This is a genomic window from Mycobacterium sp. Root265, from assembly GCF_001428895.1.
In the GTDB taxonomy this organism is placed as follows: Bacteria; Actinomycetota; Actinomycetes; order Mycobacteriales; family Mycobacteriaceae; genus Mycobacterium.
Window position 1 is genome coordinate 234338 of record NZ_LMJA01000029.1, and the last position, 22671, is coordinate 257008.

Sequence of the window (22671 nt, forward strand, 5' to 3'; positions counted from 1 at the left end):
AACCCAGCGTCCGACGAGCGGAACCATGAGCAGACAGGACATCCCCGGCGATGCCCAGCAGATCTATCGAACCGTCGCGGCCCGCGGCGCGGTCATCATGCCGGCCGACATCGGCTACGGAGCCATCGCCAGTTCCTCCGCCGCGCTGACGCGGGTCCGCGATGCGCAGGAACCGACATGACCGCAGCGCGCGATCTCGATGTCCACCACGGTCGAGCCTGGGTAGACCCGGATGAGAAGGTTCGCATCGGCTACACGGTCGTCACGCCCCCAGAACCCACCAAGACTGTCGTGCTTCTGCACGGCGCCCCCCAAACGCGTTACGAGTGGCGCAAGGTCATGATGCCGCTGGCCGCCGCCGGCTATCGGGTGATCATGCCCGACTATCGCGGCGCCGGCGCGTCCGACAAACCTCGTGACGGGTACGACAAGTGGACGATGGCCGGCGACATTCACAGCCTGGTGCGCGAGACCCTGAGCGTGGCGGAGCCCATCTCGCTCGTCGGCCATGACCTCGGGTCGACACTGGCTCTGAGTTTCGCGCTGCGGTACCGCGAAGAGGTCGTCAGCGCGACCTTCATGGAAGCTCCGCTGCCGGGCACTGCCTACTACGAATGGCGCGTGGCTCAGAAGTCTGGGTGGCAGTTCAGCTTTCATGCCAACCCCGACATCGCGGTGTACCTCACGCATGGACGTGAACGGTGGTACATCAACCGGTTCTTCGACGAACTGACCTACCAACCGGACGCGATCTCCAATGACGACCTCGACGTTTACGCCCGCGCATTCGAAGCCCCGGGAGCCATCCGCGCGATGTGCGAGGTGTACCGCGAGCTCGACCGCGACGCCGACGACAATCGCGCCGTGCTGCAACAGCACGGCAAGCTCAGTATTCCGGTGCTGGCGTCGGGAGGTGGTTCCGGGCCGCTCGCCGGCCACTTCCGGGCGATGTGCGAAGAGGTCGCCGAATCGGTGACGGAACACCTCGTCCCGGACTGCGGCCACTGGGTGGCCGAGGAGCAGCCGGCGTACTTCACCAGGATGCTCTGTGAATTCGACACGGCCGCTCGCACCTGACGTGGTCGCGGAGGTGCTGGGCCGGCCCGGCCGCAGAAGGGCCCACGAGAATCAAGGGAAACGCAGAGAAGTGGAGGTAATCGCAATGGCGAAGGTGAACCCGCAGACGATCAGTATCGGCGGTAAGACTGTGTCACGCTTGGGTTTCGGTTCGATGAGATTCACCGGCCGCGGGATCTGGGGGGAGCCCGAGGACCGGGATGAGTGCATTGCCGTGGCCCGGCGGGGGGTCGACCTCGGCGTGCAGTTCATCGACACCGCAGACTCCTACGGCCCGCATGTCGCCGAACAGATCCTGTACGAGGCGCTGCATCCGTATCCCGACGACGTCGTCATCGCCACGAAGGCGGGCTTGACCCGGAACGGACCCGATGTAATCGACACCGACTCCGGACCACAACGCCTCGGCCCGGCGGCATGGCCACCGGTCGGACGCCCCGAGTATCTGCGGCAGCAAGTGCTGATGAGCATGCGCCGATTGGGGGTCGATCAGATCGATCTCTTGCAGTTGCACCGGGTGGATCCCAAAGTGCCCCTGGCAGATCAGATCGGTGAGCTCAAGGCGCTTCAGGATGAAGGCAAGATCCGCGAGATCGGCATGTCGCAATGCACCGTGGAACAGCTCGACGAGGCGCGGCAGATCGCCGATATCGTCAGCGTGCAAAGTCGGTTCAACGTCATCGACCGGAGCTCCAACGACATGCTGGCGGTCTGCGAACGCGACGGGCTCGCGTTCATTCCATGGGCGCCGGTGGCACAGGGCGGGCTCGCCGCGGCCCACCAAGCGCTCGCAGACGTCGCGCGCGCGCACCAGTGCACGGTGGGCCAGGTGGCGATCGCCTGGTTGTTGCATCTCTCGCCGGTGATGCTCCCCATCCCCGGCACGTCACGCCGCACGCATCTGGAAGAGAATGTGGCTGCCGCCGACGTGCAGTTGACACCGGAACAGATCGACGAGCTCAGCGCCGCTGCCAGTTGATCGCCCATGGCGGCACACGATGGCGGTGAACTGCTTTTCATGCCATCAGCGGCCACACGCTGGACTCGCCGGGCGCGGGCGGGTCAGTCGTCCACGTCTTGATAGGTCGCGCGGGCCATGGCGACTTCATCGTTGTGGGCGAACGCCCACTCGGTGAGTTGCGCGAGCACGCCCTGCAGGCTGCGTCCGAGATCGGTGAGTTCGTAGTCGACTCGCGGCGGTACGACGGGGTGCACCGTGCGGGTGATCAAGCCATCGCGTTCCAGAGCTCGCAGCGTCCTGGTGAGCATCCTCTGCGAGACCAGGCCGATCGAGCGCTTCAACTCCATGAATCGCATCGGCCCGGCACCCAGCAGAGTGATCACCAGCACCGACCACTTGTCGCCTATCCGGTCGAGCACGTCACGCACCGGACACGCGCCCAGCACTGTGTCCGTCGACACCGACAACCACTCGGCCAGCGGCGGTACCGGCGCGGTTACCGCCGTGTGCCTATCGGACACCACAGTGCCTTCTTGCATCGCTTCTCCCAGTTCCCGACGATGTCCTCAGTAACCAACAGTAACTGGACGGCACGTCGGGTAGAGGAGATTCAATGACCACCATCGGAATTACAGGTGCGGCGGGCTCGCTCGGCGGTCGCACGGCGCAGTACCTACTGGCCGCACACCCCGCCGACGACGTGGTGCTCTACAGTCGCTCGCCGGAGTCGCTGACCGAATTCACCGATGCCGGGGTCAGCACCCGGCACGCCGACTTCGATCAGCCCGAATCGCTCACCGCCGGCTTCGACGGTGTCGACGTATTGTTGCTGATCTCGACCGACGCGGTCGGCCGCAGGCGCGCGCAGCACGAGGCGGCGATCACCGCCGCCGCCGCGGCCGGCGTCGGCCGGATCGTGTACACCTCGATGCCCAACGCCGACGGCATCTTTCCCGAACAGCTGCGGCCACTGTCAGACGATCACATTGCCACGGAGAAGGCGCTCCGGCAGGCGGGGCCGGCTTGGACGATCCTGCGCAACGCGCTCTACCTCGATGCGATCGGGGCGGGGTGGACGCAGGCCGCCGCGACCGGCAGCCTGATCACCAACAACGGCGACGGACGGCACGCGCCGATCACACGTGACGATTGTGCAGCCGCCGCGGCCGCGGTCCTCACCGGCGACGGACACGACAACGTCGTCTACGACATCGCGGGGGCGCAGCTTGTCGACGATGCCGCCGTCGCCGCCGCGCTCACGGCTCGTTATGGCCGACCGGTAGACGTCGTTGCGGTGAACGACGATCAGTACGCCGAAGGACTGCTGGCCGCGGGCCTACCCCGCGAGGTCATCGGAGTGCTGGTGGGATTCGGCGCAAGCATCCGGGCCGGCCTGCTGGAAACGCCCCTGGGTGACACCGACACGCTGATCGGTCGCAGTCCGATTGCGTTGGCGAACTTCCTCGCCGGCTAGTTGGTATCAACGACGCGGCCTGGCGCACGCCGTCACTCTGGAACAAACCCTTGGCCGCTTCGTTCGAATTGCATTGCCCACCAGTTCACTTGAGTTGACACGCGATGCCAGGTGAGCTCACGACCTTCCTAGGGAAACACCTAGTTACCCGCCCGCCGACATCGCTCGTGTGCGCGATCAACAGTGGACACCGATCGCCTCTGTGCCCAAGCTTGGTTGCGCCAACTAAAACCAACGAGGCGTGACGACCAAGGCGGCGTCTGTCGTTGCGCCACGCGCGGGTCCTGTCGAAGTAGACAGGCGTGTCTAGTGAACCCTCGCTGCACCTCGACAACTGCGCCCTGGAGACATCCAATTAGGCGGGGAAATCCGCGCTGCGAGTGAGCGTCTCGTTCGTCCGGATGTCGGCAAGGTTCTGCTCCAGCGCCTCGATCACGGCGTCGTAACCGCCGTTGCCGAGGATCAACCGTCGGGGCGGGGGGTCCTGGGCCATCGCCTCGATCACCGCCCGGGCTCCGCGGTGCGGATCGCCGGGTTGCGTCCCGTCCATCTCGACGAAGGCGGCGCGGACCTGCTCCAGCATGTCGTGGTATTGCGGAATCGACTCAGCAACAGGCTCGTTCGCGAATCCGGCGTAGGCGTTGGTGCGGAACGCTCCCGGTTCGACCGCCAGCACGGAGATCCCTTGTGCGGCGACCTCGTCGCGTAGCGCATCGGTGACGGCTTCGATGGCGTACTTCGTCGCGCTGTAGTAGCCGAATCCGGGCGCTGAGACCAGCCCGGCCACCGACGACACGTTGATGATCCACCCGTTCCCGCGGGCACGCATCCCCGGCAGCACCGCACGGGTCACCGACAGCACCGCGAAGAAGTTCAGCTCGAACATCGCTCGCATCGAGGACTCGTCCATCCCCTCGATCGATCCGTACCAACCGCGGCCGGCGTTGTTGACCAGCACGTCGATACCACCGAAGTGCTCCTCGGCGGCTCCCACCGCACGTTGCACCTGGGCTGCGTCGGTGAGTTCGAGCGGCACGACGAGAACGCGGTCGCCGTACTGCCCCGCCCATGTCGCCAGCGCCTCGGGACGCCGCGACGTGAGCGCCACGCGGTCCCCTGTCTCCAGCGCGGCCTCGGCGAACGCCATCCCGAAGTTGCCGGGGGTGCCTCCGGTGATGAACCATCTCCTGCTCATGGCTCGATCACCACCCGGCTGATCAGCGCGCCGTCGAGGGTGAAGCGGTAGTGCAGGTCGGCGACCCCGCCTGGGAAGTTGCCCTCCAGGTGCTGCCCGACGTCGACAGTCGTACCGGTCTGCCGTTCGAGCACTGTCGCGCCGGTGAATGCGGTGGTGTAGGTGTACTCGGCGGCCGCGGTGGCCACCCACGCCCCGATCTCGTCAGGTCCCTTGTAGTCGTGGCCTTCGTCGGTCACCACGGCATCGGTGGTGAGTGTGGCTAGCGCGTGGTCCGCCTCACGGGCATCGACCGCGGTCATGAACGTTTTTATGGTGTCCGGGAGTGCATCCCATTCTGTGGTCATGACTCCACGTTGGAGCTTCCCTTAAGGGGAAGGTCAACCCCCGGCCGGAAGAATTGTCGGACTCACGCCGCAATGTTGACCTTCCCCCAGGGGGAAACTCCATGATGGCCTCACCCGATAACGCGGGCGCGGATCGCATAGGAGGACGCCATGGGCACACAGGTCTCGATCGGTGACTTCGCCGTGATGACCAGCTTGAGCAGGAAGGCGCTACGGCACTACCACGACATCGGTATTCTCGAACCAGCCCACATCGACTCCCATACCGGCTACCGCTTCTACGACACCGGCCAGGTCGATTCTGCACACATCATCCGCCGGTTCCGATCTCTGGGCATGTCCATTCCCGACATCAAGGCGCTCCTGAGCACAGAAGACGCCGCGGCCCGCACCGAAATCATCACCACCCATCTCGAACAGATGGAGGAACAACTTCAGCAGACTCGTGACGCCGTTGGCGCGCTGCGCGAGTTGCTTTCCCCCGTGCATACCCCCGCCCACGTGGAGCTGCATCTCAAGCCGGCGTTCGCGGTGTGGTCCGTAGGCGCCACCATCGACGTCTCCGAGATCGACAGCTGGTTCGGGATGGCGCTGGGGACGCTGCGGGAGGCAGTCGCGGCGGCAGGAAGCGCACCTCTCGGGTATGTGCCGGGTGGCCTGTACGACCGAGCGCTGTTTCTCGAATCTCGGGGAGAGGCGACACTCTTCGTACCCGCTCCACATTCCGTGCACCCCCCAGAGGGCGTCCGTGCCGAGGTCCTACCTCAGGCCGAGTTCGCGGTGCTCTCCCATTCCGGCGGCCACGACGGCATCGACCGCAGTTACGGGGCTTTGGGACGGTATGTGAACGAGAACCTGATCAGCCACCAGGGGCCGATACGCGAGCACTACCTCGGCGCCACGCCGTCGGACCCATACAACTTCACCGCCACAGAGATCTGCTGGCCGATCTTCACCACCACTCCGCCGCCAGAATGAAAGCGGTCCTCGGCCAGTTCATTCCGCGGTTTCTTCAGCGCCCGTTGCGGCGCCGATCCGAAGGAGGCAACTGACGTGTACGAGCAGTTCGGCACTTACGGAGCGTGGCTCAATCCCGCACTGGGCGACGCACCCCGTATCGAATACGCACCTCAACTCGAAGAGTTGGGTTATCAGACAATCTGGGTGGGAATCGGTGCAGACCCCGTGGGTGACATGCACCTACTGGAGCAGATGATTGCCGTGACGAGACATGCCATTATCGCGAGCGCAATCATCAATATGTGGCAAGACGACGCACGCAGCATCGCTCACCACTACCACCGGATCGTCGACCGCTACGGACCTCGCCTGCTGCTGGGCATCGGTCTCGGTCATCCTGAAAAACGAGTCGCCTACGAAAAGCCTTACGAGCGGATGGTCCACTACGTCGACGGGCTCCTCGAGGGCAAGGTGCCGCCCGAAGCGATCGTGATCGGCGCCCTGGGAACGAACACGCTCAAACTGGCCGGCGAGAAGACATTGGGGGCGCACCCCTATCTCACCGTGCCCGCGCACACGAGACATGCCCGAGAAACTCTGGGCAGCAATGCCTTTCTGGCTCCGGAGCACAAGGTGGTACTGACCCAGGACGATGACCAAGCCCGAACGATCGGCCGTCCCGCCGTCCAGAATCCCTACCTCGGCTTGCGCAACTACACCAACAACCTGATGCGGCACGGATTCACCGAGGCGGACGTCGATGGATCAGGCAGCGACGCACTCATCGACGCCCTGGTCGCTCACGGTTCCCCGGACACGATCTACACCCAGATCAACGGTCATCTCAGGGCCGGCGCCAACCACATCGGCATCCAAATTGTCGCCGAGGACCCCACCGCCTCGCCGGTGCAGGCCTTCCGCGAGTTGGCCGAGCATCGCCCCGCGTAGGACGTTGCCTTCGTCTGTTGATCAAATCGTCGGAAGAACGACACGGTGATGGCTTGGCCGAACTGCCACGCCCAGCGTCGATTTCGCGCTTGATACCCTCTGTCATGCCACGAAAAATGAGTGACGAACAAATTGAGGCGTATCTCGACAGACGCCCGTCCTGGGCAATACTGAGCACCATCGACGAGGACGGATTCCCGCACTCGGTACCCCTGGGATACTTTCGCCTTGGTCGCGACATCATCATGGGTGTGCGAGACGGGACACGCAAAGTTGCCAACGTCGAGAGCAACCAGAACGTGAGTGTCATGCTCGAAGACGGCTCGAGCATGACAGATATCCGAGGAGTGCTACTCCAAGGTCACGCCCGCATCGTTCGCGAACAAAGCGAAGCATTAGAGCTCGCGAGAGCAGGCGCCCGCGGGCGCGGCGTGCCAGAGTCCGAATGGCCTACCCAACCGAGAGCGGGCACCGCCTACATCCGCATGACACCCCTGAGAACGTTGTCTTGGGACTACTCGAGTCCGACGCCGGACCAGGCTTAGCTTTGCGCCGGCACGTCTTGTTGGCGTCAACGTAGCGCGCCTCGCGCCTCCTCCTCGTGCCGGAGCGTGATACCCGGACAGGGCGGGTACCGTTCGCGCAGACGGTGGCTTCGACTAGTTGGCGTGGAGGGCGGCGTGGCTGATCCGAGCGGACTGAGGATGGGGACGGCCGCCGGCCGGTGGGTACTGCTCGCGACGGTGCTCGGGTCCGGCATCGTGATGATCGACAGCACCGTGGTGAACGTGGCGTTGCCGCATATCGGCTCCGACCTGGGCGCTGGCTTCGGTGGTCTGCAATGGGTCATCAACGCCTACACGCTGACCCTGGCGGCACTGATCCTGCTGGGCGGTGCACTCGGCGACCACTTCGGCCGCCGGCGAGTGTTCCTGATCGGCGTGGTGTGGTTCGCGGTCGCCTCGGCCGCGTGCGGCTTGGCGCCGAATATCGAGACATTGATCGCTGCAAGGGCATTGCAAGGGGTGGGCGGCGCGCTGCTCACCCCGGGCAGCTTGGCCTTGATCTCGGCGTCGTTTCGGGGCGTCGACCGTGCCGCCGCGATCGGCGCGTGGTCAGGGCTGGGTGGGCTGGCCGGCGCGGTGGGTCCGTTCGTGGGCGGCTTCCTTGTCGAGTGGAGTTGGCGGGCGGTGTTTCTCATCAATCTGCCGTTGGCCGCGGTGGTCGTCGTGGTCACCGTCTTGCGGGTGCCCGAGAGTCGCGACACACAGTCACCGCCAGGCCTCGACATCAGCGGCACGGTCCTCGCCGCGCTGGGCCTGGGCGCGCTGACGTACGGTCTGACCAGCCTGGGCAGTTCGGGTGTCACGGCGAGCGGCCTGGTGGCCGTCGGCGCCGGTGTGCTGGCGCTGACTGCGTTCGTCGTGGTGGAGCGACGCTCCCCGCATCCGTTGGTACCGCCATCGCTGTTCAGCGACAAGACTTTCCGCGTGACGAATGCCATGACACTGCTGATCTACGGGGCATTGGGGGTGGTCTTCCTGTTCCTGGTCTTGCAGCTGCAGACCGTAGCCGGATTCAGTCCCGTGGCGGCCGGTGCGGCCCTGCTCCCGGTCACGGCGATCATGCTGGTGTTCTCCTCCCGTGCCGGCGCACTTGCCAACCGGATCGGACCGCGGCTGCCCATGACCGTGGGTCCGCTGCTGTCGGCGGCGGGATTGTTGCTGATGCTGCGCATCGGCCCGCAGGCGTCATGGACTGCCGATGTCCTGCCCGCCGCACTGGTCTTCGGTGCCGGACTCGCGCTGGTTGTGGCACCACTGACGGCCGCCGTCCTCGACTCCGCGCCGGACCGCCTCGCGGGAGCGGCATCGGGAGTCAACAATGCGGTGGCCCGCGCCGGGGGACTGCTGGCCGTGGCTGTCATACCAGGCCTGGCCGGCATCAGCGGCGCCGACTACGCCGATCCCACGGCCTTCAACGCCGGGTTCCGCATCACCATCGTGATCGCCGCGGCCCTACTACTCGGCGCGGCCATCCTTGCCGGCATCGGGATCAGGTCCCGCCACGCCGTGGCGGGCTCGGGGGAGCGCATGCGCGTCGAAGAGCGCATCCATTGCCCGATCAACGGCCCTGCGCCATGCCCTGACGAGTCCAGCGTTCCCACGTGATCGGACGCGCTGTTATCGCACGACTGCGGGTCACTCGGCGAGCAACTCACGCACGCGGGGGATGACCTGGGTTCCATAGAGCTCGACGGCGCGCAGCCGCGCCGAGGAGGTGACCGTGCCGGCTGCGGAGTAGATCATGTCGAACCGGCCGACGTCGAGGGTGCGGATGGTCCGCGCGATCCTGGTCGCCACGGTCTCGGGCGAGCCGACGTACAGGGAGCCGCGAGCGACCTCGGCGTCGAAATCCTTGCGCTGCAGCGGCGGCCATCCGCGCTGTGCGCCGATGCGGTCGCGGATCACGCGATAGCCGGGGTAGAACAGCTCTTTTGCCTCTTCGTCGGTCGCCGCGACGAAGCCGGGCGAGTGCATCCCGACGGGCAGGGCCGTCGTGCCGAGCTGCTCGATCGCCCTCCGGTACAGGTCGATGTATGGAACGAACCGATCCGGTGGCCCCCCGATGATGGCGAGCATGAGTCCGAAGCCGTACTGGGCGGTTCTGAGCACCGACTGCTGTGAGCCGCCAACTCCTACCCACGTATTGAGGCGTCCGGACTCCGTCTTGGGGTACACGTCGGCATCGTGCAAGGCCGCGCGAGTGGTGCCCTCCCAGGTGACCGGCTTTTCGTCGAGGAGGCGATGGAACAGATGGATCTTCTCCTCGAACAGCAGCTCGTAGTCCTTGAGGTCGTACCCGAACAGTGGGAACGACTCGGTGAAGGAGCCCCGCCCGAGGATCACTTCGGCCCGACCGTTCGAGAGTGCGTCGACTGTCGCGAAGCGCTGGAACACCCGCACGGGGTCGTCGGACGACAGCACGGTGACACCAGATCCGAGTTGGATGCGTTTGGTCACCGTGGCGATGCCTGCCAGCACGGTATCGGGACTCGATATCGCGTAATCCGGCCGGTGATGCTCGCCGACGGTGATGGCGTCGATGCCGATCTCGTCGGCCAGCACCGCCTCCTCGACGACGGCCCGGATCGCCTGCGCGTGCGACACGATCTCGCCCCGATCGTCGCGGGGGAGATCGCCAAAGCTGTCGATGCCGAATGTGATCTTCTCGACGTCCGTCATTGTGCTCCTCTTGGTAGCCGCATCCGGGGTCTCCGCGAGTCGTTCGTCCACTGCTCAGCAGACGACGGGAGTGGTGTAATTGACATGTAAATCATTCCAGAAATGATTCACATGTCAATCAAAGGGGAACGATGGGTGCATCCAGGCGCAAGGGGCTCCCCACCAGCGAAGAGTTCGCGGTGTGGCGGGCCTACATCCAAACGGTCGAAATCCTGCGCGCACGAGTCCAAGCCAGGTTGCAGGCGGACTCCGGACTCTCCGAAGGGGACTACAAGGTGCTGCTCGCGCTCAGCGAGTCTGAGGAGAAGTCGTTCCGTTCCTCAGAACTCGCCGCACATATCGAGTGGGAGCGCAGCCGGTTGTCAGGCCATCTTGGGCGGATGGAGAAGCGCGGGCTCATTCGGCGAGAGCCGTGCACCGACGATGCCCGGGGTTGGCAAGTCGTCCTCACCGACGACGGGGCCCGCACCTTCCGCGCGAGCCTGAGCCCGCACGCGAAGGCAGTCAAGGACTATTTCATCGATGCGTTCACGGACGCGCAACTCACCGAGATCGATGACACCACGAGGGCGCTCCGCGCACACTTGGGCCTCACCCCGATGCCCGGCATGTCCTCCAAGTGACCTATCAGCGCTCGCTCCTGACAGGAAAGCTGTTGCGGCAGAGCATGTCGATTTCGCGCTAGCCGGGTTGGGCGTCTGGGCGTTGGCTGGTCGGGTGATGTGTCGTGATCGTGTGGGTACCCGCCGACAGCTCTCGGCGGACGTCGCCCAGTTCCACATCGGCCCGTGCTCCGGCCGGCACGGTCACCGTGAGGGTGACGGTGCTCGAAGGCCCCAGTTCCCATGCCGCGCCGGCTGTTCCGTACGGCGTCTCAAGTGTGATGGACGCGCTCGTCAGCCCCCCGCCGATGACGGGAGCCACCCGGAACCGTGCGTACCCGGGTGCCGTCGGCGCGAGCCCTGCCACGCGCTCCTGCAGGAACGCGGCGACCGTGCCGAAGGCGTAGTGGTTGTGCGACGCGTGCGGCTCGCCGGTGACGGTATAGCCCTCCCAGGTCTCCCACGTCGTGGTGGCGCCACGTTCCACCTGGTCGAGCCACGACGGCGCCGTCGTCTGTAGGAGTACGCGGTACGCGATGTCCTGATGTCCTGCGTCGACGAGCGTGTCCAACAGCATTGGGGTGCTGAGGAATCCGGTGCCGAGGTGGAAATCTGCCTGCTCGACCAATTCGACGAGCCGGCCAGCAGCCCGGGGGCGTTGGTCCGGGGTGAGAAGGTCGAATGCCAGGGCTCTGACGTAGTCATCCTGCTTGTCGTCGCCGATCCGAGCGCCGCCTTCGGTGACGAACGCGGCTTGCCAGGCCCGCGTTGCGTTCGCCGACAGCCGGCGGTAACGGTCGGCGTCGTCCCCGTGCTGGAGAACCTCGGCGATGCGCGAGAGCAGTTCTGCGGATCGCGCGAGGTAGGCCGTGGCGACCGCGGCGCGTTTCCCGGTGAAGCCACCGCGGATCTCCGACCTGAATGTCTCACCGGGTCGGAGCCACTCGCCCCATTGAAAACCCGTGTCCACGATGAATTGTTCGAGATCGCCGACCCCACGACGCAGACGGCGGCGGATGCTGCGCTTGGTCGATGCCCGGTGGGTCAGGTGGTCCACCCATTTACGAGCACTGTCGTAGTGATCGGCGAGAACCGTGGTGTCGCCGTAGTACTGGTAGAGGGTCCACGGCAACATGACCGCGACATCTCCCCACCCCGTGGATGAGGAGCTGAAGGAGAGCTTGTTCTTGGACACCCCGGGGGAGGCCTCCGACGGGATGAACGGTGGCACCCGCCCGTCCGGATGCTGCTCGACGGCGGTGTTCTGGAGGTATCGCCGGAGGAAGGCTCGGGCGTCGACCATCTGCGCCGCGGTCGGGCCGAACACCTGGATGTCTCCGGTCCAGCCGGACCGCTCGCGGGTGGGGCAGTCGGTAGGAGTGTCGGTGAAGTTGGAGCGCAGCGACCACAGGACATTGCTCCAGAGGCGTTCGAGGCGCGGGTCGGACGCGCGGAACTCCGCGATCTGCGGGATTCTCGAGGAGAGCACGATGCCCAGGACATCATCTGGCGAGACCGGGTCGGCCGGCCCGTCGATCGCGACATACCGAAATCCGTGAATCGTGAACGCGGGCGTGTAGTCGACCGGCTTGTCGCCGAGGATGACCTCGTCGCGTTGGAACCATTCCTTGCCGGGCTTTTCGTCCAGGTAATTCGTGTCGAGTTCGCCGTGGGCGTCGAGCACCTCGCTGTAGAGCAGTTTGACCGTCGCCCCTGCGGGGCCGGCGAGACGCAGCCGCGCAACGCCGGCGAAATTCTGGCCGAAATCGACCAGTTGTCGTCCTGATGGGGTGCGACTGGGCACGCCGGTCCGATGACCGATCACGGTCACCGGGTCGACGGACTCCGCGATCAGAGACATGCGAGCGTTCAACAGCGATACCGCGGTTCCGAAGGCACCCTCGGGCGGCAGATCGGGCAGGCGCAGGTCCACGCGCTCACCATCTTTCGGGTCCGCACTCATCACACGTCCGTAGCCCACTCGCCAACCTGTGTCGCTGCACACCTGCGTGGTCGTACCGTCGGCCAGTTCGATTTCGAGCTGTGCCAGGGCGGCGAGTCGGTCGCCGTAGCGTGCCGCAGCGGAGAAGATGCCGAGCTTCCCGCGGTAACGGCCCTCCGACACCACCATGTAGATATGGTTCGTGCCGGCCTGCAACGCCTCGGTGATGTCGTAGGTCTGGTACTCGGTGTACTCATGAAATGGCGTCCACCGGGGGACGAGCGAATGGCCGGTGACGTCGGTGGTGTTCACGACAAGCCGGTACCACCCCAGTGCGGAGGTGTAGGCGCGCGCACGCACGATCGGGGTTGTGAGGTTGATTGTCTTGTGGAAGTACAGCGTTCGCGGATCCTTGGCCGTGGAGTCAGGGTGGGTGACCCACCGGGCCACCCACTCCGACCGGTCGAGGATTCCCGTTTCGAAGAAGTCGGCTGCCCAGTCCGTGACGGTCTCGTCGTCGAGATGCGCCCGCACTCGCCAGTGATACCGGGTTCGCGAGGCGGGCCGTGGTCCCGTGTAGGCAATGCCGAACGGTCGCTCGGATTCCACCCGCCCAGATGCCCACGATGAATGCGCGGGGTGGAAGCCCGGTTCTGTGCCGACCTCAATTTCGTACGCGCGTTGCGCGATCCTGCCCGGCACCAGCCATCCGAATTCTGGCGCAGCGGTATCGATCCCGACGGGCCTGCGACGGGTGTTCACCGTGAGCGCGAACGGCTCGCACATCAGCTGATCACCGCGTTGCACCGTTGAGGAAGCCCGACACAGGGGCGTCGGGCTTCATGCCCAGCACGCGCCCGGCGTCCTGAAAAAGTGCTTGCCGGGTGCGTTCGGTCATGTCTACGCGGGCCATAGCCTCCCACGCTACGTCTCACAGCGCGACGGCTGGGGATCCCGCCGTAGCTGGCTGCCCAGGGTGGCAAGAGCGCGGCTACCTGATGGCTCGCCGGACGCGAAGGGCTGCGCTGACGACCAGCGCGATGATGGCGCCGACGGCCGCGGCGCCGAGCAACCAGACACCCTGCGCCAGCTCGAAATCCCATCCGATGAAGCTGACGGTGGTGTGCACAGTGTTCTGCAACGCGAAGATGGCCAGAGCCACAACGAGAACGAGCGCGAGGATCAATGCGAGCTTGGCGGCGAGGTCGCCGGAACGACGTTTGGTAATACGATCTGCGGTGGGGGTGGTCATGATGCTTCTCCTGAGAGTGATGGAATCGGTGGCGCGCCTTCTTGGTTCGCTCACCTGAATAGACGTACGCGCCAGCGCAATCCGCACGCCCGGAGATGCGTGACATCGCCCACACCTCATGGAGGTTTATTCGCGCGGCAGCGGACCCGCGCTCAGACCTTCTCTGCCTCGATCAGGTCGTGCGGCACCACCGAGAACCTGCGGCCGGTGGGTCGCAGGCCTGCGCCGCTGAGCAGAGCGGACAGTTCGTCCAACGAGCGCAGACGTCCGCCGTCCCGTTGAGTCAACGTATGGAGGTCGAGAAGCGGTGAGAACGGGTTCGGCCGATTTCGTGGTTGCAGATACTCGATGATCACCAGCTTGCTGCCGCGAGGCATGCTCGTCGCCACCGCGGTGAGGATCTTCGCGCAGCGCTCGTCATCCCAGTCGTGCAGCACGTCCTTGAGCAGGTAAACGTCGGCGGTGGCGTGCACGGTGCGGAAGATGTCGCCCTCGACACGGTCGATGCGGTCGGCAACACCTCGCTCGGCGAGAAAGAGTTCCGCCTCGGCGATCATTCCCGCACTGTCGACCAGGATCCCGCGCAGATCGGCGCGCGACCCGGCCACGATGACCGACAGCAGCGTGCCGATGCCACCGGCCACGTCGCACACCACCGCACCGTCCGGCCACGGATACACCCGGGCGATGGCGCGGGCACTGATCTCGGTGGCCTGGCGCATCGTCGCGGCGAACACCTGTTGCTCGTCGGGGTGCGTGGCGAACCACTCCCACACCGACACACCGTGCACGATCTCGAACGCGCTCTGGCCACTGCGTACGCTGGTGACCAGGCCACCCCAGGCGTCGACGGTCGACCGCATCCCCTTGTAGCGCATCCAGGCTCGCAGCGACGCAGGATGGTCGCTGCGCAACACCGCTCCCATGCGGGTCAGTTTCACCGCACCGGTGCGACGGTCCATCGTGCACAGATCGCACGCGACGGCCCCGCGCAGAAGCCGGTGCGTGGCCTCTTCATCGCAGTCGATCCGGGCGGCGATCTGTGGTGCGGTCATCGGGCCGCCGGCGAGCACATCGGCGATCCCGAGTTCGGCTATGGCGGCGGCGATCTGCACACCGCCGACACCCTCGCCGAGGTCCAGCATCGCGATCTGAGGCGGCACCAGCGTGTCTGCGAATTGCTTGAGCCTGCGTCGCAGGGCGAGGGTGGCCAATACCACGGGGAGAGGCGTCGACGCCATCCGTGCAGGCTACTCCCAGGCGCGTTGTGGCTACGTGTTTCAGCGAGAAATTCGTTGCGGCAGTCGGTTTCAGGGTGTGGCGTCGATGGCGCTGACAGTGATCTCGAAGGGGCCCCGCTGTTTGTCGAGAATGTAGACCGCCACCTCGTCGATGTGTGACGGTTCCAGAGTCTGTGGGGCATCGAGGGCGGGATCGAGGCGCATCCCCACCGGTTGGAAGTCCTCAACGGGCAGGTTGTAGACCTCCGGTAGGGCGGCCTGAGTAGGGAAACGCTGGATGTAGGACCAGGGCTGCCCGGCAATACCGACCTTCAGGAGGTAGGTCTTTCCGTCGCCCTTCGCGTGCACGCGGAGCGACTTCGCACCGGTGGCTCGTCGTCCGATGTCGGGGTCCTGCGGACTGCGGGCCGAGGCGAATCCGCCGTTGTTCTCCAACGAGACGTTGCCGGAGAACACGAGGCCACCACCGCCGAACGTGATCATCGAGGTGGACATACCGCCCATGACGGGGTCGTTGACGGTTGTCCAGGCGGCCACCGCGCCGGCATTGCCGAGATCGGCGAGTACCGGCGCATTCGTCGTCTCATCCGCGTTGGCGGATCGGCCGGCGCTTGCGCACGACGCAAGCAAAAGCGCCGAGCACACCAACACGATGCCGACCAGCCCACGCTCTGACCGCGGACCGCTGAACGTGTGAGGTCGACAACTGTCCATGAGGCCAATGTATGTGCGCCGGACACCTTGTCAACTACAGCTGCGGCGGTATGCGTGACAGTCACACGCGGAGAACACTTGTCGGAATCTCAGAGCATTTCTCCGAGGTCAACACCGGCTCGGATTCGCACCCATCTCGCGGCTTCGCATCGGCATGCCATCGATCACTGCATAAACTGCTTGAAGATCCGGGACCTGGTTGACGCGAAGCTTCTCGCCACCGTCTTTTCCGATCAACACGACGCTGAAAGCACCGTCACCAATCCCATACTGGTTCGCCAGCCGCTGTGACTCATCGGCGCTGATGACGTGACCGTCAAGCGTGCTGACTCCCTCGGCCACCACCGAGCCGATCACCATGTCTCGACCGTCAAAATCGCATCGACTGGCCTCGATTCGGCCGAGCGTTTCCACGAGCCGGGGAGCGCGGTCCGTAGGCGCGAACAGCAGTAGGGGACGACGCTCCCAGCGGTAGTCACTGAGTTCGGTAGCCATTGCCGTACCGGTGCCGAGGGCTGTACTCACCACCAACGCAATCGATACGAGCGCTACTCGCCGAACACTGCGTCTGTCGGTCATGATGAGTACCAACTCTACGGACGGGTGCTCGGTTGTCGAGATATCGGTCAGATCGCAGCGTGCATGGCCGCCACGACGTCGTTGGTCCACACCACCCCGTGTGCGAGAAATGCGTAGTTGACCAGAGCGGCCTGGTAGCCATCTCCCCACTCCGGATGACGGGGGCCGGCGACGGCATCGCGGACGACGTAGACCTCGAAACCCTGCTCGAGAAGATCGCGCAGGTGGGATTCGACGCACATGTTCGCCAGCATCCCGCCCAGCAGGACCTTGTTGATCCGTCGCTTGCGCAACTGCAGCACCAGATCGTTGGTCTGCGAACCGAAGACCTTGTGCGGGCTGACGACGATCGTGTCGGGATCCTCGATGTAGGGCTTGAATTCGTCGAGCCAGTCGGCGCCCGAGCCGGTCAGCCCGTCCAGATTCAACGGACCCGGTCGATCGAAGGTGCCGGTGCGAAGTTCGTCGGCCTCCAGCGCACCGTTGAACAACCAGCCGTGGTCGGTGGGATAGAAGTAATGCGGTGAGATGAACATGCCGAACGATGCGGCTTTCGCGGCCTGAAAGATGGCGAGCATGTGCGCAACGGTGTCGTTCTCGGTGACGCTGGCGCCGGTCGCCGCCCAGTTGATGCCGGTGGGGCTGAGCACATCGTTCTGCGGATCGATGAAGACGACGGCGGTGTCGTTTCGGTTCCAGTCCATCGGAGTGTCTCTTTTCCTGTGTCGGCGGGCGAGCATCAGATGATCTCGTGTCGATGATTGACCTCTTGGCCGGCGATGTCGTCAGTGTCCGCCACCATCGGGGCCTCCCGGTGACCGCAGTACGCGCTACCTGCTGGCGGGTAGGGGCGGTTCGCCGCGAGGCAGTGAAAGCGTTGCGGCCTGCGAACGTGTCTGGCCGTCGCCGGGATTTCATGAGGCGAACACTCGACAAGCGCACGTAACCGTGGTTGCGTGCGCTGCGTGTCTTCTCCGTCGCTCGATGAGCAGGCCCTGGTCGTGGGCGATGCCGCGTCGACCGGACTCTACGAGTACTTTCGGCGCAGTCTGACCATCGGGCGGCACCCGTCATGAGCGCCGGTGCCAACGACGTGCCAGGCAACCCGCGACCCGCTGCGGCGAACGACCTACCGGCGTCGAGGGACGTGGTGCCGTTCCGGGAGGCGCTGCGTGCCTGGTTCCTGATCTCATTGCAGACCTTCGGCGGACCCGCCGGCCAGATCGCGGTCATGCAGCATTTCCTCGTCGATCAGAAACGCTGGATCGGCCAGAAACGGTTCCTGCATGCACTCAACTACTGCATGCTGCTGCCGGGCCCCGAGGCTCAGCAGCTCGCCATCTACACCGGGTGGCTGTTGAACGGCACCCGCGGCGGGATTGCAGCAGGGACCTTGTTCGTCCTTCCCGGTGCGGTGGCCATACTGGCGCTGTCGGCTATCTACGTCGCATTCGGTGAAACCCTGGCTGTCGCAGCCCTCTTCGCGGGCCTGGCGCCTGCGGTCCTGGCCATCGTGGTGAGCGCTTTGTGGCGGGTGGGAAAGAAGGCTCTCACCGGCCCGGGCCTCATCGTCATCGCTGTCGCCTCGTTCATCGCGCTGAGCGTGTTCGGGATCGCCTTTCCGATCGTCATTGCGGTCGCGGCGGTCATCGGGTGGGGGCTGGGACGCTACGCCCCGGCGATGCTGAGCGGGCACGCCACATCCGCGAGCGGCAGTGACACCGACCAGGATTCGCTCATCAGCGATGACGTGCTTCACGACGTCGGTCCGTCGCGCGCTCACACGGCCAAAGTGCTCGGGGTCAGCCTGCTTGCGTGGGGATTGCCCATGCTTGCGGTCGTTTTGCTCACCGGACCGCACAGCGTGCTCACCACCCAAGGGATGTTCTTCACCGGAACAGCTTTGGTGACGTTCGGCGGTGCATACGCGGTACTGGCGTACGTCGCACAACGCGCTGTGGAGGTGTACCACTGGCTGGCCCCAGGCGAGATGGTGCGCGGGCTGGCGCTGGCGGAGACCACACCCGGACCGCTCATCATGGTGGTGCAGTTCGTCGCCTTCGTCGGGGCGTACCGCAACCCGGGCACCCTGGATCCGTGGCTGACAGCGACACTGGCCGCGCTGCTCACCACGTGGGTCACCTTCGTGCCGTGCTTCATGTTCGTATTCCTCGGCGCCCCTTATGTCGAACGCCTACGCAACAACGCGCACCTCAGCGCAGCTCTGACCGGGATCACCGCTGCCGTCGTCGGCGTCATCGCCAACCTGGCCGTCTACTTCGCCTTCCACACTTTGTTCGCCGAAACGATCACCGTGCATTGGGGTTTCGTGAGCATGCAACTACCCGATGCCGCCACGTGGAAGCCGCTCGCGCTCGCCATCGCCGTCATCGCCGCGGTCATCATCTTCGGCTTCAAGTGGTCGGTGTTGCGCACCCTCGGCATCTGCGCACTGCTCGGTGGTGCAGCCGCACTCGCCGGACTGCCGCTCACGTGACATGCAGAACACGCTTGAACGCCGACTCTGGGCGCTATCTGAGCCGCGGCATGGCGAGCGCCGTGCCGAGGATCCAGGCGAACAGGAACGCCGGCATCGCGGTGATCGAGATGCCCTCCAGGGAGAGTGGGCCATCCTTGACGATGAAAGTCGCCAGCAAGAGTGGATGAACGACGGCGCCAGCCGTCGCCAGATGCGCGGTGTAGCGGGGTAACACCCGGTAGGTGTACACCGCGACGGCGAATGCTCCGAGCGCGACGACCGTCGGCAGGCCGGACATGGCAAGCAGTCCGAACGTGAAGTCATAGAGCAGGATTGACATCTCCGCACCGTGATCGCGGTAGAGCAGCAGGTCGAATGCGGTGAACCCGCTGAGCAGAAGGATGACACAGCCGAGAAAGCTTGCCCCGAAGCACATCGGCAGCATCGAGGCGGCGGGGAGGCGGTCACGAAGAACGGCGTGTACGGCGGCGCCGAAAACGAGCCACAGCGTGACGCCCGTCGTGTTGAGCAGCATCGTCACGATCAGGCGGTCGTGATTGTCCGCCGCCCATCGCGCCACCTCCGTGCCCGCGGTCTGTGTCGCCGGAAAGGACCAGATCGGGTAGGCGATCAGGGTGAGTGCGGGCAGGGCGAACCCGACCGCGCCGGCCCATCGCGCCACCCGCGCGGCCGGCCAGGATTTCGCCTCCCGTCTCGCCGCCACCTCGGAAGTACTCAAATCGGTCCTCCGGTCTGCATATCTTTCCACCGGTAAGTTCACGCGCCGAGTTCGATGATGCCGGAAGCGGTGAAACTTATCAATGGTCAGATCGACGGTAGGGTGGCTGGTCATGGCAACGAGTCCACGCCCGTACCATCACGGCCAACTCGAACGTGCGGCGATCGACGGAGCTGTCGAGGAAGTCAGAACGGTCGGAGTTGCGTCGGTGAGCATGCGCCGCATTGCCCGGCGCGCGGGCGTTTCGCACGCCGCGCTCGCCTATCAATTCGGAGACAAGAGCGGGATCTTCACCGCGGTGGCGGCCGAGGGCTTCCGACTACAGGCCGAAGCGCTGGGCTCGGTGGCGAGCGGACCGGATGGATTCCTTCAGGGCGGCCAGGCGTACATCGCTTTCGCGCTCGCGTACCCCGGCCACTTCGAGGTGATGTTCCGTCCCTATCTGTACCGCATCGACGATCCAAAGCTGTTGGCCGCGAAAAAATCTGCGTTTGATGTGCTGCATGATGCCGCTCGCGCAAGTCTGGGCAGTGGTCGCTCAGAGCCGGTCGGTGACGACGAGGTGACGTCACTGGCCTTGGCCGGTTGGTCGTTGTCACACGGCTTCGCCACTCTGGCCTTGACATCCAACATCGCGGAGCTTCGTGACGCAGACCCGGTTGCGGTCGCGGAGTCGATCAAGCACGGTGTCATTGCGATGGGGAAGCTGGCAGCGCGCCAACGTAGTTGACTGACGGAAGCCGCGTGGACGGCGGCACGTTCCGTCGATATCCACAATGGGCCGGCCTCACCGTTTGGCGGTCCACGCGACCGGGCACCCATTCGGAAACCACGATATGAGGAGTCTTCATGGCGATCTGCGATACCTGCGGCAATGACTACGACAAGGCATTCTCGGTGACGTTCGCGGACGGGCATTCGGCGACGTTTGACAGCGTGGAATGCGCCGCCGTGCAACTGGCACCGGAATGCGGCCACTGTGGTTGCCGCATCCTCGGTCACGGCGTCGAGGCGGACGAGGGCATTTTCTGTTGCGCCCACTGCGCGCGCAAAGCGTCCAACGCCGACATCAACGACCGCTATCCGGTGCCGTCCGGGGCTTGATCGACACGTAAGCCCGAGGGGGTCACTGCCTCGCCTGGAGCCAGTTCGGCACCAAATCGCCGTCGTGCGCTGCGACGGACTTGAGCTCCGTCAGCGTCGGGTGGCCGGCCGCCAGGAGTGCGCTGTCGGTGCCGGACTCAGGTTCCTCGTCCATCTCGAACTCGGCGAGCCGGACGTCACCTTCGCGAACCTCGTCGACCCGCGCCTGCACCGCCCCACCGCGCGCCAACCGGGCGTGCACGATCGGTCCTACCTCGGCGGCCGGGCGGTCAGGGACGTTGAGGGACAAGACAGTTGCTTCAGGTGCATCCAGAAGCAGTTCCAGCACGGATGCCACCAGCCCGGAGGCCGTTGCCCAGTGCCGGTCCCCGCGGGGATGCAGCGCCACATCCAGTGACACCGCCAACGCGCGGATATCGTTCACCCCGGCGGTCAAGGCCGCGCCGACGGTACCCGAATGCAGTACGGCCCGGCCGACATTGGCGCCGTGATTGATCCCGGACAGCACGAGATCCGGGCGCGGGTCGAACCACCCGTTCAAGGCGGCGGCGACGATGTGCGCGGGTTGGGCGTGGACGGCCCACGCCTCGATACCGTCCAGGCCGGGCACTTCCCGGCGCTCGACCACCGTGCGGCCTTCCCGGCGCACCGCTGTGAGCGCCGCGCTCGCGCCGCTGGCCTGCTCCGCGGGTGCGGCCACGATCACTTCGAGCCCCGCCCGCTGTGCGGCGATCGCCAGTGCGTGTAGGCCGGCCGAGTCGATCCCGTCGTCGTTGGTTACCAAGGCGCGTGGCACCCTTCGTCCTCTCTTCGCTATGTCCATGGCCGCAGTTCGACGCGTTCGGCGAGCGTCTCGACGGCCTGCGCGCCGCCGGTGCCCAGCCCGTGGCGCACGACGTTGAGCGCCCCACACGCCGCGCCCACCTGCAAGGCCTCGCGCAGCGAACGTCCGCTTGCCAGCGCAGCGACCATGCCCGCCGTCATCGAGTCCCCGGCTCCGGCCGGGTCGGCAGGCTCCAACTTGGGCATCTCGACCTCCACCACAGCGCCGCCTCGCGTCCCGTCGCTCTCAGCGTCCTGCTCGTCGAGCATCGCCAGGGCCGGCGCGGCACCGGACCGCGACACGACGATCGTGCCTGCGCCCTCGTCGCGCATGGCACGCATGGCCGCCACCAGATCTTCGGCGTCCTCTGATTTCGCACGGCCGTCTGCGAGCAGTTCTTCGTGGCTCACCTTGATCAGGTACGGCTTACCGGCAAGCACGGCCTCCAGTCGTTCGCCGGCGAGGTCGGCGGCGACCTTGCACCCGTTGGCGCCGAGGTCGGTGGAGAGGCGCCGGTACAGATCCGCGGGCACCACCCGATCGTCCTGCGGCCCGGACAGCAGCACCCGACCGTGAGTGAGACCCAGGGTGAGGGTGAGTTCGTAGAGCGAGTCGAGTTCGTGGCGATCGAGCGGACTGCCGGCGCTCTCGGCGACGACTTCCCGGCTGCCCGTGCGGCGGTCGTGGACGTACGCCCCGTTACGCGAGCTGACGGGGACCGTTCGCACGGTGACGTTCTCCGCGGGCAACAGGTGGCCCAGCACGGAGCCGGTCTCGCCGCCGAGGGCGGCACACAGCACGGTCGGCACACCCAGCGAGGACACCATGCGGGACTGCCACACGCCCTGGCCTCCCGCATGCACGTGGATGTCGGCCTCCCCGGAACGGTCCTCCACGGTCACGGTCAGCACCGGTGACGGGGCGAAGATGACAACGGAGTCCGCATGGTCGGACGGTGGCGGCTCGGGCTCGGTGTTCGTCATGGGTGG

Annotated in this window: 25 protein-coding genes; 12 read left to right on the plus strand and 13 right to left on the minus strand. The window is 65.5% G+C overall.

The features are described 5' to 3' along the window. Window positions 1-25: 25 nt before the first annotated feature. From ASE48_RS32825 to ASE48_RS21770, 3 genes are all read left to right on the plus strand, one after another. Complete coding sequence (locus ASE48_RS32825; RefSeq protein WP_156409321.1) at window positions 26-181, plus strand: hypothetical protein; 156 nt, start codon at window positions 26-28, stop codon at window positions 179-181. After that, window positions 178-1077: an alpha/beta hydrolase gene (locus tag ASE48_RS21765; RefSeq protein WP_057169218.1), complete on the plus strand. Its 900-nt coding sequence runs from the start codon at window positions 178-180 to the stop codon at window positions 1075-1077. The genes ASE48_RS32825 and ASE48_RS21765 overlap by 4 nt, the downstream gene beginning before the upstream one ends. 85 nt (window positions 1078-1162) lie before the next feature. Next, entirely contained in the window at window positions 1163-2056 is an 894-nt protein-coding gene (locus tag ASE48_RS21770) for an aldo/keto reductase (protein WP_057169219.1), read from the plus strand. An 83-nt stretch (window positions 2057-2139) separates the two neighbouring features. Here the strand turns inward: ASE48_RS21770 and ASE48_RS21775 are convergent, their stop codons facing one another. After that, window positions 2140-2577 carry a winged helix-turn-helix transcriptional regulator gene (locus tag ASE48_RS21775; RefSeq protein ID WP_082614338.1) on the minus strand — a complete coding sequence of 146 codons (438 nt, stop codon included), beginning with the start codon at window positions 2575-2577 and terminating at the stop codon, window positions 2140-2142. Window positions 2578-2651: 74 nt separating this feature from the next. On the opposite strand from ASE48_RS21775, the gene ASE48_RS21780 reads away from it, so the two are divergent. After that, on the plus strand, window positions 2652-3512 hold the full coding sequence (locus tag ASE48_RS21780; RefSeq protein ID WP_057169220.1) for an NAD(P)H-binding protein: 861 nt from the start codon (window positions 2652-2654) through the stop codon (window positions 3510-3512). 355 nt (window positions 3513-3867) lie between these two features. On the opposite strand, the gene ASE48_RS21785 is transcribed toward ASE48_RS21780, so the two are convergent. Both ASE48_RS21785 and ASE48_RS21790 read right to left on the minus strand, forming a co-directional pair. After that, window positions 3868-4707 (minus strand): SDR family NAD(P)-dependent oxidoreductase, encoded by an 840-nt coding sequence (locus ASE48_RS21785; protein WP_057169221.1) that lies wholly within the window; start codon window positions 4705-4707, stop codon window positions 3868-3870. Further along, window positions 4704-5054 (minus strand): hypothetical protein, encoded by a 351-nt coding sequence (locus tag ASE48_RS21790; protein WP_057169222.1) that lies wholly within the window; start codon window positions 5052-5054, stop codon window positions 4704-4706. The genes ASE48_RS21785 and ASE48_RS21790 overlap by 4 nt, the downstream gene beginning before the upstream one ends. 150 nt (window positions 5055-5204) lie before the next feature. On the opposite strand from ASE48_RS21790, the gene ASE48_RS21795 reads away from it, so the two are divergent. From ASE48_RS21795 to ASE48_RS21810, 4 genes are all read left to right on the plus strand, one after another. After that, on the plus strand, window positions 5205-6032 hold the full coding sequence (locus ASE48_RS21795) for a MerR family transcriptional regulator (protein WP_057169223.1): 828 nt from the start codon (window positions 5205-5207) through the stop codon (window positions 6030-6032). A gap of 75 nt (window positions 6033-6107) precedes the next feature. Beyond that, window positions 6108-6962 (plus strand): TIGR03620 family F420-dependent LLM class oxidoreductase, encoded by an 855-nt coding sequence (locus ASE48_RS21800; protein WP_082614339.1) that lies wholly within the window; start codon window positions 6108-6110, stop codon window positions 6960-6962. A gap of 116 nt (window positions 6963-7078) precedes the next feature. Then, a complete protein-coding gene (locus tag ASE48_RS33870) occupies window positions 7079-7507 on the plus strand; it encodes a pyridoxamine 5'-phosphate oxidase family protein (RefSeq protein WP_057169224.1) in 429 nt (142 codons plus the stop codon). Window positions 7508-7666: 159 nt separating this feature from the next. Then, window positions 7667-9133, plus strand: coding sequence for an MFS transporter (locus tag ASE48_RS21810; RefSeq protein WP_057169390.1), 1467 nt, complete (start codon window positions 7667-7669; stop codon window positions 9131-9133). A 30-nt stretch (window positions 9134-9163) separates the two neighbouring features. Here ASE48_RS21810 and ASE48_RS21815 read toward each other — a convergent pair whose 3' ends face one another. Then, a complete protein-coding gene (locus ASE48_RS21815) occupies window positions 9164-10207 on the minus strand; it encodes an LLM class flavin-dependent oxidoreductase (protein WP_057169225.1) in 1044 nt (347 codons plus the stop codon). 131 nt (window positions 10208-10338) lie between these two features. Between ASE48_RS21815 and ASE48_RS21820 the strand changes: the two genes are divergently transcribed. Further along, on the plus strand, window positions 10339-10830 hold the full coding sequence (locus tag ASE48_RS21820; protein ID WP_057169226.1) for a MarR family winged helix-turn-helix transcriptional regulator: 492 nt from the start codon (window positions 10339-10341) through the stop codon (window positions 10828-10830). A 58-nt stretch (window positions 10831-10888) separates the two neighbouring features. On the opposite strand, the gene ASE48_RS21825 is transcribed toward ASE48_RS21820, so the two are convergent. The 6 genes from ASE48_RS21825 to ASE48_RS21855 form a co-directional block, all read right to left on the minus strand. Further along, window positions 10889-13537, minus strand: a complete 2649-nt coding sequence (locus ASE48_RS21825; RefSeq protein WP_156409322.1) for an alpha-L-rhamnosidase — start codon at window positions 13535-13537, stop codon at window positions 10889-10891. 205 nt (window positions 13538-13742) lie between these two features. Then, window positions 13743-14003 carry a lipopolysaccharide assembly protein LapA domain-containing protein gene (locus ASE48_RS21835; protein WP_057169229.1) on the minus strand — a complete coding sequence of 87 codons (261 nt, stop codon included), beginning with the start codon at window positions 14001-14003 and terminating at the stop codon, window positions 13743-13745. A 152-nt stretch (window positions 14004-14155) separates the two neighbouring features. Continuing rightward, window positions 14156-15244, minus strand: a complete 1089-nt coding sequence (locus ASE48_RS21840; RefSeq protein ID WP_082614342.1) for a methyltransferase — start codon at window positions 15242-15244, stop codon at window positions 14156-14158. A gap of 69 nt (window positions 15245-15313) precedes the next feature. Beyond that, a complete protein-coding gene (locus tag ASE48_RS21845; RefSeq protein WP_082614343.1) occupies window positions 15314-15958 on the minus strand; it encodes a CIA30 family protein in 645 nt (214 codons plus the stop codon). Between the two features lie 108 nt (window positions 15959-16066). Beyond that, window positions 16067-16537 (minus strand): DUF4174 domain-containing protein, encoded by a 471-nt coding sequence (locus tag ASE48_RS21850; protein WP_057169391.1) that lies wholly within the window; start codon window positions 16535-16537, stop codon window positions 16067-16069. Between the two features lie 47 nt (window positions 16538-16584). Next, window positions 16585-17241, minus strand: coding sequence for an isochorismatase family protein (locus tag ASE48_RS21855; RefSeq protein ID WP_057169232.1), 657 nt, complete (start codon window positions 17239-17241; stop codon window positions 16585-16587). A 368-nt stretch (window positions 17242-17609) separates the two neighbouring features. On the opposite strand from ASE48_RS21855, the gene chrA reads away from it, so the two are divergent. Then, window positions 17610-19034: a chromate efflux transporter gene (chrA, locus tag ASE48_RS21860; RefSeq protein ID WP_057169233.1), complete on the plus strand. Its 1425-nt coding sequence runs from the start codon at window positions 17610-17612 to the stop codon at window positions 19032-19034. A 34-nt stretch (window positions 19035-19068) separates the two neighbouring features. On the opposite strand, the gene ASE48_RS21865 is transcribed toward chrA, so the two are convergent. Beyond that, window positions 19069-19869, minus strand: coding sequence for a hypothetical protein (locus tag ASE48_RS21865; RefSeq protein ID WP_235571418.1), 801 nt, complete (start codon window positions 19867-19869; stop codon window positions 19069-19071). Between ASE48_RS21865 and ASE48_RS21870 the strand changes: the two genes are divergently transcribed. Then, on the plus strand, window positions 19868-20485 hold the full coding sequence (locus ASE48_RS21870) for a TetR/AcrR family transcriptional regulator (protein WP_082614344.1): 618 nt from the start codon (window positions 19868-19870) through the stop codon (window positions 20483-20485). The two genes, ASE48_RS21865 and ASE48_RS21870, sit on opposite strands and share 2 nt — an antisense overlap. 119 nt (window positions 20486-20604) lie before the next feature. Next, window positions 20605-20859, plus strand: a complete 255-nt coding sequence (locus ASE48_RS21875; protein WP_057169234.1) for a hypothetical protein — start codon at window positions 20605-20607, stop codon at window positions 20857-20859. Between the two features lie 22 nt (window positions 20860-20881). On the opposite strand, the gene surE is transcribed toward ASE48_RS21875, so the two are convergent. Beyond that, entirely contained in the window at window positions 20882-21655 is a 774-nt protein-coding gene (gene surE / locus ASE48_RS21880; protein WP_057169235.1) for a 5'/3'-nucleotidase SurE, read from the minus strand. A gap of 17 nt (window positions 21656-21672) precedes the next feature. Beyond that, window positions 21673-22665, minus strand: coding sequence for a 1-phosphofructokinase family hexose kinase (locus tag ASE48_RS21885; protein WP_057169236.1), 993 nt, complete (start codon window positions 22663-22665; stop codon window positions 21673-21675). Between the last annotated feature and the right edge of the window lie 6 nt (window positions 22666-22671).